This is a genomic window from [Lactobacillus] rogosae (assembly GCA_900112995.1).
In the GTDB taxonomy this organism is placed as follows: domain Bacteria; phylum Bacillota; class Clostridia; order Lachnospirales; family Lachnospiraceae; genus Lachnospira; species Lachnospira rogosae.
The window spans coordinates 76,069-92,007 of the sequence record FONU01000013.1 but is presented as its reverse complement, the minus strand read 5'-3'; the positions used below and the strand labels follow the sequence as shown (position 1 = coordinate 92,007).

The window sequence follows — 15,939 nt, the reverse complement described above, 5'->3', positions numbered from 1 at the left end:
TATAAATCAACTATAATTCATAATCAGCTGCATTATAATTAGTCAAGTTCTGGCTCTATAAGACCATATGTATTGCCTTTTCTCTTGTATACAACATTAACTTCTTCTGTCTCTGAGTTGAAGAATACATAGAAATTATGACCTAATAATTCCATCTGGACACATGCCTCTTCAGGATCCATTGGTTTGATACCAAATCTCTTAGTTCTTATAATCTTAACCTCATCTGTTGGCTCATATTCATTCTCTACATATTCCTTAGCAAATGCGGCTTCATTATGATGCTTATCTACAATCTTGTTCTTATACTTCTTTAACTGTCTCTCAATTACTTCCTCAACAAGATCTATAGACACATACATATCACTGCTTACCTGTTCACTTCTTATAATGTTACCTTTAACAGGTATTGTAACTTCTATCTTCTGCCTTTCTTTCTCAACACTTAATGTTACATTGACTTCTGTCTCTGGTGCAAAAAATCTATCCAGCTTACCTAACTTTTCCTCCACTGCTGATCTTAAACCATCTGTTACATCAATATTTCTTCCTGTAATAATAAAACGCATGATGTCCAACTCCTTCTATCACTTTATTATCGTGTTGCCTGATCAAGGAATGTTGCCAATTCAATTGTGCTTCATTGTGCTTCACGACTTTTGATAATGTTATTATAACACAATTTCACATTTAGACAAGTAAGTTCACACAATTTACAGATATTTTATTAATTTAGTAGTCAAAGAGCCGTGAACCCCCTGTAATACTGGCATTTCAAATGTCAAGCACTAATACTGGTATTTTTTTAACAATTTTAAATTTTGTATAATTGAACAAAACATTTATTCTATTATCCACGATATAATCCACAGTGTTTATCCCCATATCAAATTGTGGATAATGTGGATAACTCGGTGTATAACTATTTTTCTAAGCAATTCCACACTTTTTATCTGTGGATAACTTCTTGATTATCTGTCAATTTGTGTCGAATAACTTTCTGAGTTTTTTGTAAGCATTTACAAATTTAGTAAGTATGCACAAATCATTAAATGTCAAGCTTGCCCAATGTATTTTTTTGATATAGAATGATAAATATAGTATATGCTCACATTTGCATTATTATGTTTAAATATCAGATTATTCTGACACAATAAGTGCTGATGTGTGCAAAAATCATTCATAGAAATGAGGATTTATTATGGAAACTAATGTATCCACTGTCATAGTGGTAACCGGTGCTTCACGCGGAATTGGCAAAGCTATTGCTTTAAGCCTAGCAGCACCTGATACAGCACTTATTATCAATTGTTCCAAAAGTGCTGGCAGGCTTGAACTTGTCAAAGAAGAAATTATTAAAAAGGGAGCATTATGTGAAACCTTTGTCGGGGACGTCAGCAATTATTCAACAGTTAATGAAATGTTTGACCTTGCCATAAGCATTTATGGAAAAGTAAATGTTCTTATTAATAATGCAGGAATTGCATCTATAGGACTATTTCAGGATATGACACCTGATATGTGGAATAATATAATGTCTGTCAATCTCAATTCTGTATACAACTGCTGCCATTTTGCAGTGCAGGATATGTTAAGACGTCATTGCGGAAAAATCATCAACATATCATCAGTGTGGGGCTTGTATGGTGCAAGCTGTGAAGTCGCCTACTCTGCTACCAAGGGGGCAATCAATTCTTTTACCAAAGCTTTAGCTAAAGAACTTGCGCCAAGTAACATACAGGTTAATGCAATAGCCTGTGGAGCTATAGACACTGAGATGAATGGACATTTAAGCCCTGAGGAGCTTCAAGAATTAGCAGAAGAAATTCCTTGTGGAACACTTGGCTCACCTTATGGGGTTGCCAATCTTGCAAAGCTTATTTTAAACTCCGACAACTACCTTACCGGACAGATAATACAATATGATGGAGGCTGGATATAATCCCAGTCTCCATCATTAATTTCAGAACATTTTCTTATCAACCTGTATTACTGCTCTCCAGTTCTCGTGCTTATCGCGGAGTGCATCTTTTATCCTGCTAACTATCTCATCGTCTTTCATATCAAATCCAAATGGAACTAACACATCAAATATAAGATTAGTTATATGTGGTCCTTTTATTGTTCTGAAATCATGCATGCTTATATCCGGTGATATATCATCAATTATCTCCTGAACAACCGCTTTCTGTTCATTAATAACCTCATCATCTGTTATTACAGGATCCATATGTATGCTTATAAAACAACCCATTCGTTTTTCTATGCGGCGTTCTGCCATATCCACACAGTCGTGTGCCACAAGAATATCCATATCTGCCGGAACTTCTGCGTGTACTGATACGAATACTCTTCCCGGTCCATAATTATGAACGATTAAATCGTGGACACCTATGATATGTTCGTCCTCTAATATTAATCTTTCCAGCTCCTTTACAAATTCCTTTGATGGCGGCTGGCCAAGAAGTGGCGAAAGCGTTTCTTTAGCTGCTTTAAATCCTGCTATTATTACAAATAATGCGACAAACGCTCCTGCATAGCCATCGATATCTACATTGGAAAACTGTGTAATAAGCACGCCTAACAATACAACGGTAGTGCTTATGCAATCTGATAAGCTGTCTGTTGCTGTGGCTTTCATTGCCGCAGAATCTACTTTATCTCCAAGCCGTTTGTTAAATTTAGCCATCCACATTTTTAAAAGAATAGAAAAAATCAGTATTATAATTGAAATAAAGCTGAATTCCAGAGGCTGTGGATTGAATATTTTCTCAACTGAGCTTCTTAACAGCTCAACACCCATTACAATAATGAGCATTGATACAATAAAGCCTGATATATACTCTATTCTTCCGTGCCCATATGGATGTTCCGAGTCCGCCGGCTTGGATGCAAGCTTAAAGCCCGCAAGTGTTACTATTGATGAACCTGCATCTGATAAGTTATTAATTGCATCTGCCATAATTGACAATGATGATGTAAGAAATCCAGCCGTAAGCTTTGTAAGAAACAGTACAATATTACATATAATTCCAACAATTCCTGCAAATATTCCATACTCCAGCCTTACTTTGGGATTTTTCGTATCTTTATAATTCTTAACAAATATTCTGCATAATACGTTAATCAACTCTGTTCCCCCTTTTTTATAAATCCACATAATAACTTAAATAACAATTTAAACAATAATAATCCGTATACTATTACATTTTCTTAATATTACTATCCTTCCTGTGAATTTATACTACATTCTATACCTCAATAATTCCTTACATTATATATGATTTGAATACATTTTTGAAGTTAAATTTTGAAAAATTATATTATCATATAGACAGCTGATACATTTTTGACACTCTCATATTTGTATTGTAATATATATTATATTAAGCTTATTAATGAACGAACACTTGTAAAATAATTAACCAACGGAGGATTTAATTATGCAGACTAAATTTAATTATGTTAAACCAAGCGAATGTAATATCGACTACCACAATCTTATTAATTATGCAAAACGTCTTGAAAATCAGGATATTCCTATGCACAGCCTTATAATTATGCGTGGAAACAATATATGTATGGAAAGCTATTACAAGCCTTACGACAACAATTCACTTCACCGTATGTTTTCTATGACAAAGTCTTTAGTATCTTTGGGCATTGGCTGTCTGTATGGCGAACACAAGTTATCATTAGATGACCATATTGTTGATTATTTTAAAGATAAACTTCCCCAAAATGGAGCTTATGATTATATGAAAATGCTTACTATAAGGGATATGCTTACTATGAGAACGTGCCACGACAGCACCACTTATAAAACTGCTGGCACAACCGACTGGGTGGGCTCATTCTTTACAGTCAAGCCTGTTCACGCACCTGGCACACAATTCTCTTATGACACTTCATCAACTCACGTTCTTGGTGCTCTTATTGAAAGATTATCTGGAATGAGACTTATTGACTATCTTAAAGAAAAGTTCCTTAATGAACTGGGATTTTCTGAAGATACATTTATTCTTCCTGACCCTTGTGGAATTCCTATGGGCGGTTCTGGAATATGTGCAAGACCTGTTGATATGCTTAAAATAATCTATCTTATATCTAAAGATGGTGTATACAACGACAAGCAGCTTATTCCAGCAGATTACATCAAAGCCGCAAGAATGAAGCAGAGCGATCCTTATGGAAAGAGCGGTACCTTGGAGGAAATGCAGGGTTATGGTTATCAGATATGGATCACACGCAACGGCGGATATGCCCTCTATGGTATGGCGGGACAGCTTGCGCTTTATGTTCCTGATAAGGACATCTATATGGTAACAACCGCTGATACCCTTGGACGTCAAGGCGGCGTACAGTGCATATATGATGCCTTCTGGGAAGAAATCTATAATAAAATCGATGACGAAACATCTGTTAATAACGAAACTGATGCACAGCTTGCAGAATACAATACCTTTATTAACAGCCGTGAATTGTTCTGCCTTAAGGACAGCACGGCTTCCTCATATGAGAATTTAATCAATAATGTTACATATGTATGTGATGAAAATGTATGTAACATGACCGCTGTAAAAGTTACAATTCATAATGCAGACAATGCCAGCACGGACACTAATAACACTACCAGAAAATGGGGAACAATAACCTATACTAACGAAACAGGCACACATAGCATTGACTTTGGATTTGGTTATAACATCGTATCTGAATTTCCTATATACAATTTCAGATGTGCTGCTTCTGCTGTTTGGAAATGTGACAATAACCTTCTTATTAAAATACAGATTATAGACTCTGCTATTGGCAACCTCTATATATCTTTATCTTATAAGGATAATTATGCTTCTGTATTCTTAAAGAAATATGAAGAAACATTTTTCAATGAATTCAATGGTGTGTTTGGTGCAATCAGAAGCCTACAGTAACCTGATTGAATATTATTACAGTAACATAACTAACGAATCATATAATAAAATGACATAGCGGCAGTGATTTATTAGTTCACTGCTTCTATGTCATTCTTATTACAATCTTTAATTATTATAATACCAGTGGCGATATTTCTTTTTAACTATCACATCATATTATAATGATAATACTCACGCCTTACCGCAATCGTGATAATCACATTTTATTAATAATTTACTATATCAAGAATTGTGGCAATTCTCTGTGTATAACTGTGCCTTTGTTTAACTATGTTATAGCCGTTAAGTGCAATCTGTCTGCACTCATCTTCGTGTGCCAGATAATATTCAGCTTTACGGCAGCAGTCATTAATGTCCTCATAGTACACGATATCTTTTCCATTTTCAAAATAATCCGGGAGTTCCACCTGAAAATTCGTAAGCAGAAAACCTCCTGCTCCTAATATATCCCACACTCTTAATGGTATACCCGTCCTTATATTTCTTATTGTCATATTAAGATTAATTCTCGAATTGTTAAATACAAGCGGCATATGTGTCATATAAGCTACTGCACCCCTGTAGTCAACTCCTTCCAGCTTACTATCAATCGTGTCTGTATACACGGCAGTATTATGACCCCTTAACGTCTTTGACAACCTGTTAAGCGTACTTACACGTTCTATATTAGCAAGCTTAAAGCCCAGAAATGTAGACTCAAACACAAGCCGTATATCAGAAAATGCCCTGTCCCCCTGCCTGAAATCTATTATCTCCGACAATTCCTTTAATATATCTACTGTCAGCAAATCGTCTATTATGTTATCCCCATATATATTAAGCTGTGCAAGCATTGCCGCATCAAAATACCCCTTCATATATGGCGGCAGTTTATCTTTAATATCATCATAAGAATTCTTATGGTACATACTTCCAACGAATGAAACATCAGCTGCAAACCTCTGCCGGTCTTCTTTGCTCTGCTGACCAATCAGCTTATCAAGCCTTTCTGTATTAACAGCAAGCGGAAGATAGTATACATTTCGGACACCCATCTGCTTTAATTCATAATAAAAAAACTTATCAAATATAAATATATAATTACACGAATTAAATACAGACTGGTGATAAAGAGATATAAGTGGACTGTCTACTGTCCATGCAATATACTTCTTTCCAAGCTTTTCACATACATCTGATATATGCGGAAAGTAGTTAAGAGAAAATACTATATCATATTCTGAAATCACATCTGATATCTCTTTCATATCGTGTTCTTTATAGCCTGTGATACTGTTACTGTTGACAGGCTTTTCTTCATACATATCAACGGTATATCCGAAATATTCAAACGCTTCGGCTACATCGCTTTGATTGTATACTTTCCATTTGTACATTAGGATTTTCAAATTGGGGGTCACCTGCTTTTCTTTTAATTTGTGGGAGTACTTTACAAAACTTTTGTGGTGGCGGTGGTGGACGGACGTTGTGCGGCATTAATATATTACCGCTGGGCACGCTCCCGCTACTTGAAGCCGCAGCGGACACTAAGCGGCTAAAGGACAGCCGCTAAGTGCCGGCGGCTTCAACAGTACCCAGCTTGCAATATATTAATGCCACACAACTGCGATTGCCAGCCGGAAGTTTTGTAAGTGCTTGCCGTAATTTATTTCGTGGAGTGGGGCTGTTGTTCTCTCGGCTAAGTAGGACTTATCAACGTGTGTAAATTAAGCAGTACCCAGATATAAGGAACGAAAAAAATCAAGGGAGGGTGGCTGGGGTGAGGAGGTGGTCCTTTAAACATATTGTGATATTTCTTAGGCTTTCCCTCTACGTCCAACAGCACTCGTACAAGGATGTACGAGTGAGCGAATACGAAACACGGATGTTTCGTCTGAACGGCTGTGTCCCTATCAACAACCTTCACAGAAAATCTTAGAAATATCCAATCTGTTTACCTGACCATCACCTTATCCCAGCAGCCCTCCCTTTTTTCGAGCCTTATATAGTCCGGCTAATCCATAACCTCCAGCTTAACACCTTAATATCGTGCCTTATATCGTCCGAAATCCGACTAACCAAAAGCTGCCCCCTCTCGCATTACTCTCGTGTAGCCCTGTCAAGCACCTGAAAATAATCCTCAAAGGTCTTCGCACAACACTCATAATCATCAATTATAATGCCATCCACTCTGAGCCCGATAAGTGCAAATGCCATAGCCATTCTATGATCGGAGTATGTCTTTACAACGCCTGGTTTAACATGTCCTGGAAGAATTTCTATTCTGTCTCTTCCCTTCTTAATATCTATGCAGAGGCTGTTAAGTTCATTAGCAATAGCCTCTATTCTATCTGACTCCTGAAGTCTTATATGTTCAATATTTCTTATAATTGTTGGTGTCTTTGCAAATGGAGCAATTGCCGCAAGTGTCATTGTCTGGTCTGAGAAGTCATTCATATCTACGTCTACGCCATTGTATTCACCATTAGCAGGACCTGTAACACTTATTCCTTCATGCTCTTCCTCAACTTTACAGCCTAACTGCTTTAACACCTCAAGGAACTTCATATCACCCTGCATTGAAGTATATCTTACATTCTTAACAAGGGCATAACCACCTGTAAGTGCTGCTGCCGCATAGAAATAGCAGGCTGCTGACACATCAGGTTCAATCTGATATGTACCTGCAACATAATTGTCATCAGCAGGTATCTGATATACAGCCCCTTCGTGTACAACCTCACAGCCGAACTGCTTCATCATATTAGATGTTATTCTTATATATGAGCCATCTGTCTTCTTGCTTGTAATATTAATCTTAAGACCACTGTCAAGCATTGGTGCTGTCATCATAAGTGCACTTAAGAACTGTGTACTCTCACTTATGTCAATTGATACCTCTGCCTTAGGCTTATTACCGCCAAAAGCTGCACCTGTTACCTTTACTGGAAGATGTCCGTTTTTTTCAAGGAACTCAAAATGTGCTCCCATATCTTCAAGTGCATTAAATAAAGGAAGCATTGGTCTTTTCTTCATCTGCTCAGAACTTTCTATTGTATACTGTCCATCAGAAAAAGCTAACATTGCCGTAAGAAATCTTGCTGCTGTTCCTGCACTGCCTACATTGATAACGCCCTCTTTCTTAGGAATATTGCCACTATGTCCTTCTATGATTGCATATTTGTCAACTTCATTTACCTGTATAACATAACCTAATGCTATAAGACTTGAAAGAAAATGTCTTGAATCATCGCTGAATAACACTCCATTAAGTCTGCACTCCCCATCTGATAACGCTGCCATAAGAAGTGCTCTGTTCGTAATACTCTTAGAACCTGGCACTTCAACAACACAGTTAATTGGCTTATTTAACTTTCTTACCTTATATTGTGACATTTTGATTAATACCTCTTTAATTGCTAATTATTATTTGCGTTCTTCCATCTTAGGATAATCCCTATGCCAGCCTACATACTTATAAGCAGGACGAATAATCTTTCCTGCATTGACAAGCTCTTCAAGACGATGAGCACACCAGCCTGAAATACGAGCTGTTGCGAACATAGGAGTAAACATTTCTTCTGGAATACCAAGCATTGAATATACAAATCCACTGTAGAAATCGACATTGGCACATACCGGCTTGAACATTTTTCTTTTGTTCATAATAAGCTGTCCTGCTTCTTTTTCTACTGTCTCATAAAGAGCATACTCCTTCTCCATTCCCTTTTCAACAGAAAGATTTTTCGCAAAGCTCTTAAGTATAACTTCTCTTGGGTCAGAATTAGTGTATACAGCATGACCCATACCATATATAAGACCTGCACCATCAAATGCTTGTTTATCAAGAATTTTATTAAGATATGCACAGATTTCTTCTTTATTATCCCAATCCTTGCAGTTAGCTTTTATATCAGCGAACATTTCCTGAACCTTAAGGTTAGCACCACCATGCTTAGGACCTTTAAGGGAAGCGATTGAAGCTGCCATAGCTGAATATGTATCAGTTCCTGATGATGTTACAACGTGGTTAGTAAATGTTGAGTTATTACCACCACCATGCTCTGCGTGGAGTACAAGACAGATATCAAGAACCTTAGCTTCAAGCTCTGTGAACTGTCCATCATCTCTTAACATATAAAGAATATTCTCTGCCGTTGAATATCCCTTCCTAGGATTCTTAATCATAAGCGTTCCGTCTAATTTAAAATGTCTGTATGACTGATACGCATATACTGTAAGCAAAGGCATCTTAGCTATAAGCTGTAACGACTGCCTTAATACATTAGGAATTGATATGTCATCCGGATTTTCATCATATGAATAAAGGCTTAAGATACTTTTCATAAGTGAATTCATAAGATTAGTACTTGTTGCCTTCATAATTACATCTCTGATAAATGCACCTGAAAGTTCCTGTAAATCAGCAAGTATTCTAAGGAAACTGTCAAGCTGTTTCTCTGTAGGAAGATTACCAAATAAAAGAAGGTAAGTTGCTTCTTCAAAACGGAATCTATCTCTTGTAGAGCCTTTAATAATATCCTGGACATTATATCCCTGAAAATATAACTGTCCATCGACAGGTATCTTTCTACCATGAACATTCTCATTACCACATACATCAGATATTTCTGTAAGTCCTGTAAGAACACCATTACCATTACTATCACGAAGACCCCTCTTAACATCATATTCGATATATAAATTCTGGTCAATGGAGCCTGATCTTGTACACTCTTTAACGAGTTCTTCAAATTCACTTTTATCAACCGTTGTTAGTTCCATCATTTCCTGATTGTTCATTGTAATCCTCTTTTCTGCGCAATCTTTAGTACCTGCCTGATAAATGCCTGATGCGCTAGACATATACCTGCCAGAATATGAATAATTATACATATTCATACGTCATATTATGCGATAACTAATCATATTTTGTCAATTAGTACACTTATTATTTTTAAGGTGTTATTACATTTTCAAAAGATTATTAACTCAATCAAAGCTTTTACTTATTATTATTAATGAAATCTTACATTCATATCCACGAATTGATCTCCGAAGAAATCCCTGTATACAGTATCTGTTATCTCATCCATATAGTCATCTTCTACTTCATCGCCTGCATACAATATTCTATATTCATTACCAAGGAAATAACAGCTTGTATTGCTTAATTTCATTCCATTCTTCTTATAAAAGCCTATTCTCTTAATCATATAATCCTTAGCTGCACCCTCATCTGCATAGTCAGGATTTTCAACCTCTAACATTAAGAGCCTGTCATCATTTACTGCAATATTCTTTAACTCCTGTAAAAATGTTGAACCTAAATGCTTTGAACGCTTATTCTTAACTATCGCAAGATAATCAAGAAGATATACATCTTTATTACTGCATTTTATAAAATACGCATATCCTGCAAGCTCTCCATTATCCTCAAACATTCCATATACAAAATACTGTCCTTGCTCTCTCTTTCTTAACATCTGACTAAGAGGCTTAACCTCTGATGCCGGAAAGTCTGTTACTATATGTTCATTATATATGTCTGTAATCTCGTCAGCCTCTAATATTCTTATGTAAAGACCATTTGCATTATCCTGTGTATCTGTGTTATTAATTCTAACGCTTATATTATTCATTAATATTCTCCTCATCATCCCTAAGTCCCATAACTGCTGTTGCAAGTTCGATTAAATCTTTATATGTCCCTTCAACAAAGCCTTCCTTATTAATTACAAGGCAGTCATCAGCAGACACAAAAAGATATATATTTTCCGTATCCTGATTCCATTTAATTATATCGTCCCAGCTGAATGTGTCCTTGTCGTCTTCCTCATCGGTTACAACAATATATTCTGAGTCGATATCATATGTAAATGTAATTCCAACCATTCTTGAATATATATTATGGTACTTTCTTTTACTGCTTCTGTCCATTCCAATCATTCCTATATAAAGGAATACAGCCGCAGCACACGCATAAAATATTACCATAAACCAGTCGGCTTCCTCGCTCCCCATAATCTGGAATATAAGATATCTTATACAGCCCATTCCAAATAAAAGTCCGAAGATGTTGTATATCATTTTAAATATTTTGTACTTATTATTATCAAAATTGCTGGCTCTCATTGCCGCATCAATGTACTCTTGTTTAAATAAGGTTCGATTTTTCATACTTCTCTCCTATTGTTTTATGTTATAATGTTTCTATTGTAATGCAGTCCATTTAATTTTACAAGTGGAGTAATCGTGTCTGTGCGCACCTGACACTAAACTGTTATGCTTTAATCTGTGCGCAGAAATGAGGTTTAATATGAATAATATTAATAATTCCAATAAATCCAGCCGTGCCGTTGCCTGCATAACCGGTGCAAGCTCTGGTATCGGCCGTGAAATGGCAAAGCTTTTAAGCAAGAAAGGCTATGACCTTATCCTTGTATCTAGAAATACTAAAGAAATGCTTCTTCTCTCACAGCAGTTATCTACAAGATGTGAAATAATAACCTGTGATTTATCTGATGAAAATGCCTGCATTAAGCTTGGCAGGACATTGGCAAAGAAGGATATATATATCTTAATTAATAACGCTGGATTTGGCGACCTTGGAAGCTTTGATAAAACAAGCCTTAATAAAGAATTATCTATGATTAATGTAAATATCAAGGCAACCCATATTCTTACCAAATATATGGTTAAGACTTTCAAGAAAAGAAACCGTGGTTACATTATGAATGTGGCTTCTAGTGCAGGACTTCTTCCGGGAGGTCCATATATGTCTACTTATTATGCTACTAAAAGCTATGTGACAAGTCTTACCAGTGCCATTAATGAGGAACTCCGTGAGGCTAAGAGCAGGGTTCACATATGTATGTTATGTCCCGGCCCTGTTAACACCAACTTTAATAATGTAGCTAATGTAACCTTTGCACTTCCGGGAATATCAGCCACTTACTGCGCTTCTTATGCATTAAGACAGATGTTTCGGGGCAAAGTCACAATTGTTCCTACTCTAATGATGAAGCTTGGCACAACTGTTGCAAAATGTGTACCTAGACAAATGGTTACTGCCATAACTGCAAGACAGCAGAAAAAGAAAATTATGTAATGTACAGGAAATGAGGAAATATGTCTAACACCAAAGTATATCTTGCCCCTATGGAGGGACTTACGGATTATATGTTCCGTAATGCCTTCGATGAATTCTTCGGAAACGGCAAAATTGACAAATATTTTATGCCATTTATATCACCTAACCAGACAGAAAAATTTCTAGCAAAGGAAATGCGTGATATTGACAGAAATAATAATTTAATCAATTCAATACCACAGATAATGACTAATAATTCAGAGGATTTCATATGGACAGCCCATATGCTTTTTGATAACTTCGGATATAATGAAATTAACCTTAATGCAGGCTGTCCCTCTGGAACAGTCGTTTCCAAATCAAAAGGCTCAGGAATGCTTGCAGATACTGACAGGCTTGAACGCATACTTTATGAAATAATGTCCGATAATTACATTCAGGACAACAATATAAAAGTATCTGTAAAGACACGTATCGGAATTGAATCACCTGATGAATGGTACAATATTCTTGAAGTATATAATAAGTTCAGCCTTGAGGAATTAATTATCCACCCAAGAGTAAGAACTGATTATTACCGTGGTGATGTTAATAAGGAAGCTTTCAGGCTGGCAATTAAAGAAAGCCGCAACCCTGTATGTTACAATGGTGACATATTTACTCGAAATGATTATATTGCATTTCTTAAAGATTATGCTTATACAGATGAAAATGGAAAATCACCACTACCACACTGCATAATGCTTGGACGCGGACTTGTCGCTGACCCAGGACTTATCAATGTACTTGTAAGTGATAATCCTTATGAATATGCAAGAAACCTTAAAGAGGATAAAGATAATATGCGAAAGCTCCATAACTATGTGTATGAAGAACGCCTTAAGATAATGTCAGGTGATAAGCACGCTATCCACCGTATGAAAGAAATGTGGTGCTATATGGAATACGCATTTGGTGACTGCAAAAAAGAAGCCAAGGCTATTAAAAAGGCTCAGAAAATGAGCGATTATAAAGATGCTGTAAATGTATTCTTTACTAACTGCCATTTATCTGAGCCTGCACATATTCTATTTTCCAAAAAATTCTAACATTAAAATATATATTATATTCTGTATGATTAATATATATTTACATATATCAGTTATTAAACTATTAAATTACTATCTTAAAAATACGCCTGTCAGTGCCTCTATCATATAAGTTGTATCTTTCACACCTGCTGTTTCATATGCTGAGTGCATTGCAAGCTGTGCAAGCCCTATATCGACAGTATTAACTGATACGTGTGAATTAGATATATTGCCAAGTGTTGAGCCGCCGGCTATATCCGACCTGTTAGCATATGTCTGGTATGGGACATTTCTTTTGTCACATATGTCCTTGAATATGGCATAAGATACACTGTCAGTCGTATATTTCTGATTGCCATTAAATTTAATAACAATTCCTTCATTCATATATGGTCTGTTTGTCAGGTCTGCCTTATCTGTGTGGTTAGGGTGTACAGCGTGTGCATTATCAGCAGATACCATATATGATGAAGCTATTGCCATCATATACTTTTCCCTGTCCAGACCATAAGCTATGCTTATTCGTTCTAACACATCTGATAAAAATGTAGAGTCTGCTCCCTGCATAGTTGTACTTCCGACTTCTTCATTATTAAATACACAGCATACATTTACTTTATCATAATCATCTGAAATCTCACCCAATGCCTTAATATAAGCCATTAAAGATGAATACGCACATTGTATGTCATCTAATCTTGGTGCTGATATATATTCATCGTTGCAGCCCCATATTCTGCCTTTTTCCCTGTTATATAAGAAAAGTTCTGTTGTAAGGCTTTCATCTGCAACGCTTTCTTTATCCTTGTCTTCAGATTGTATACAAGACTTTATATACTCATCAAAGTTATCCTTGGCATTAATATCACCAAATAAAGGAAGCATATCCTTCTGTGGGTTAAGACTTGTGTTATCATTGACACTACGATTCATATGTATTGCAAGGTTAGGTATTACAAGCAGGTCCTTATCTGCATTTACAAGATATTCTTTAATGCCTGACCTGCCAATTGCTACTGCATATCCTGCAACTGACAATGGTCTGTCAAGCCATGTTGACATTATCATTCCGCCGTATTTCTCTACATTAAGGCTTATGTAATGTTTATCTGTTGTTATCTCTGGATTTTCTTTTATCTTAAAAGATGGAGAATCACTGTGGCTGGCTGTTATATTATAACCCTTATAGCTTTCTGCCTTTGGCATATTAAAAGCTATAATTGAAGAACCACCTCTTATTACATAATAACGTCCTGACGGATTAATCTTCCAGGCTTTACCCTCACTTAAGCGTATAAATCCGTTTTCATTAAGAACTGCCGCTATATTATTAACAACGTGGTATGGACTTGGACTTTTATATATAAAGTCTATCAACTGTTCAGAGTCTTTCTTAAACTGTTCATCTGTAAACTGCATTTTTTACATCTCCATTCCAACTATACATTTTTATTCAGTGCCTGTTTTTTATTTATTTCTTCTGAATTTCCCTGTACTGTTTCTTTGTGCTATTTTTTTTACTTCTTTAATGATATTTTTATTTCTTTCTGCTTTTCCTTATCTTTCCTGCTATATAATAATAGATACCAACCGCTGCTGCTATCATTACTACAATAACAATAACCCTTACTGGCATGCTCATATTTAATACATTGCTATGCGAAGCATTATTAGTGCTTCCTGTCTTAATAAGTCCATTATCACTGCTCTCTGTACTGTTATCCTCTGAACTGACAAGCTTCTGCTCATTCTCATATGGATTATCTACAGAATATGTCTTTCTTACATAATTGTCAGGCTTTAAATCTACTGTATAATCATACACCTCATTTCTTACAAAATTATCTGTATTAGCAGCAGAAGTTGAATAAAGATTCATTCTTTCACCGGCAACAGCCTTGCAATATGCACGTCTGTCTGTATTATCCTCAAAAAATGTTATCTTTCCATTGATTGTATTGCCTGCAATATCAGCAACATAACTTCCCGTAACTGGATATAATATATAAAGTCCTGTGATTCCGCCTGAATGAACATATCCATGTTCTGATATATAGCCGTCAATATTAACTACGCAGTCACTTACATTGATATAGCCATCGGCATATATACCACCCATAAACTGCTCATCTCTGTCAGCAGAATTCTTATCTGCATCTGTACATACAAGTGTAACATCTGCCTCACAACCACTTATATTTCCGTTACCAAAGCCTGCAATACCCGCAGTTCCCCACATAGCTGCTGTTGATTTGAGGGATACATAACCTTCCACTTTACAGCCTGTGATTGTCGTATTATCCATATAACCTGCCAATATAGCAGCTAATATGCTTTTATTACGATTACCATCCTCATTCTCGCTTATATTTACATATGCACCTTTTATATTAAGATCCTTAATAACCGCATTCTTCGTTATCCCAAAAAGTCCGGCATAATAAGTATCATATTCTTTAAGGTTGCCATCATAAGCCTTTTCTGTAACATCTGTAACAGTATTAATGTCCATATTGTAAAGTGTATGTCCATTGCCATCAAATGTTCCATTAAAATTCCAAGGCTTCCAGCCGTCCACCCCAAATACTGACATATCAATATCAGCCATAAGGACATAACTGCCATCACTATTCTTAGAGGCTTCCAACAAATCCTTTGAGGTTCTTATCTCTATAGCCGATGTGTCATTATCTGCTGCGTAACACACAGCATTTTCTGGCTGATATACTGCCAGTACGCCTATTACTGCTGCAAGAACTGTAATTAACATTTTCCAATTCTTCTTTATTGTGCCTGTTATCATATATATCCTCATTTCTACGCACATTTTGGCTTATATAACGCTTGTATCAAGTGCGCC

Annotated in this window: 13 protein-coding genes; 4 read left to right on the top strand and 9 right to left on the bottom strand. The window is 36.1% G+C overall.

All coding sequences use genetic code 11. From position 1 onward, the window contains the following. Positions 1–38: 38 nt before the first annotated feature. A complete protein-coding gene (gene hpf, locus BM157_RS07010; RefSeq protein WP_022503050.1) occupies positions 39–569 on the bottom strand; it encodes a ribosome hibernation-promoting factor, HPF/YfiA family in 531 nt (176 codons plus the stop codon). Positions 570–1,201: 632 nt separating this feature from the next. Here hpf and ymfI point away from each other — a divergent pair. Continuing rightward, the gene (ymfI, locus tag BM157_RS07005; RefSeq protein WP_090140466.1) at positions 1,202–1,942 is read left to right on the top strand and encodes an elongation factor P 5-aminopentanone reductase; all 741 of its coding nucleotides are present in this window, start codon (positions 1,202–1,204) and stop codon (positions 1,940–1,942) included. Between the two features lie 21 nt (positions 1,943–1,963). Here ymfI and BM157_RS07000 read toward each other — a convergent pair whose 3' ends face one another. Continuing rightward, positions 1,964–3,130, bottom strand: coding sequence for a cation diffusion facilitator family transporter (locus tag BM157_RS07000; protein ID WP_318255852.1), 1,167 nt, complete (start codon positions 3,128–3,130; stop codon positions 1,964–1,966). Between the two features lie 313 nt (positions 3,131–3,443). Between BM157_RS07000 and BM157_RS06995 the strand changes: the two genes are divergently transcribed. Next, positions 3,444–4,934 (top strand): serine hydrolase domain-containing protein, encoded by a 1,491-nt coding sequence (locus BM157_RS06995; RefSeq protein ID WP_090140462.1) that lies wholly within the window; start codon positions 3,444–3,446, stop codon positions 4,932–4,934. Between the two features lie 209 nt (positions 4,935–5,143). Here the strand turns inward: BM157_RS06995 and BM157_RS06990 are convergent, their stop codons facing one another. The 5 genes from BM157_RS06990 to BM157_RS06970 all read right to left on the bottom strand — a co-directional run bounded on the left by BM157_RS06990 (position 5,144) and on the right by BM157_RS06970 (position 11,096). Beyond that, positions 5,144–6,313: a DUF3880 domain-containing protein gene (locus BM157_RS06990; RefSeq protein WP_318255851.1), complete on the bottom strand. Its 1,170-nt coding sequence runs from the start codon at positions 6,311–6,313 to the stop codon at positions 5,144–5,146. Positions 6,314–7,016: 703 nt separating this feature from the next. Next, positions 7,017–8,312 carry a 3-phosphoshikimate 1-carboxyvinyltransferase gene (gene aroA / locus BM157_RS06985; protein ID WP_090140458.1) on the bottom strand — a complete coding sequence of 432 codons (1,296 nt, stop codon included), beginning with the start codon at positions 8,310–8,312 and terminating at the stop codon, positions 7,017–7,019. A gap of 30 nt (positions 8,313–8,342) precedes the next feature. Then, positions 8,343–9,719, bottom strand: a complete 1,377-nt coding sequence (locus tag BM157_RS06980; protein WP_022503056.1) for a citrate/2-methylcitrate synthase — start codon at positions 9,717–9,719, stop codon at positions 8,343–8,345. 215 nt (positions 9,720–9,934) lie between these two features. Then, the gene (locus BM157_RS06975) at positions 9,935–10,558 is read right to left on the bottom strand and encodes a GNAT family N-acetyltransferase (RefSeq protein WP_318255850.1); all 624 of its coding nucleotides are present in this window, start codon (positions 10,556–10,558) and stop codon (positions 9,935–9,937) included. Beyond that, complete coding sequence (locus BM157_RS06970; protein WP_090140454.1) at positions 10,551–11,096, bottom strand: YcxB family protein; 546 nt, start codon at positions 11,094–11,096, stop codon at positions 10,551–10,553. The genes BM157_RS06975 and BM157_RS06970 overlap by 8 nt, the downstream gene beginning before the upstream one ends. A 139-nt stretch (positions 11,097–11,235) precedes the next feature. On the opposite strand from BM157_RS06970, the gene BM157_RS06965 reads away from it, so the two are divergent. Both BM157_RS06965 and BM157_RS06960 read left to right on the top strand, forming a co-directional pair. Next, positions 11,236–12,027: an SDR family NAD(P)-dependent oxidoreductase gene (locus tag BM157_RS06965; protein WP_090140452.1), complete on the top strand. Its 792-nt coding sequence runs from the start codon at positions 11,236–11,238 to the stop codon at positions 12,025–12,027. A gap of 20 nt (positions 12,028–12,047) precedes the next feature. After that, the gene (locus BM157_RS06960; protein ID WP_090140450.1) at positions 12,048–13,097 is read left to right on the top strand and encodes a tRNA-dihydrouridine synthase family protein; all 1,050 of its coding nucleotides are present in this window, start codon (positions 12,048–12,050) and stop codon (positions 13,095–13,097) included. Between the two features lie 72 nt (positions 13,098–13,169). Here the strand turns inward: BM157_RS06960 and BM157_RS06955 are convergent, their stop codons facing one another. Together BM157_RS06955 and BM157_RS06950 are read right to left on the bottom strand one after the other, a co-directional pair. After that, on the bottom strand, positions 13,170–14,498 hold the full coding sequence (locus BM157_RS06955; protein ID WP_055177225.1) for a M18 family aminopeptidase: 1,329 nt from the start codon (positions 14,496–14,498) through the stop codon (positions 13,170–13,172). A 118-nt stretch (positions 14,499–14,616) separates the two neighbouring features. Beyond that, positions 14,617–15,882: a M26 family metallopeptidase gene (locus tag BM157_RS06950; RefSeq protein ID WP_022503062.1), complete on the bottom strand. Its 1,266-nt coding sequence runs from the start codon at positions 15,880–15,882 to the stop codon at positions 14,617–14,619. Positions 15,883–15,939 lie beyond the last annotated feature (57 nt).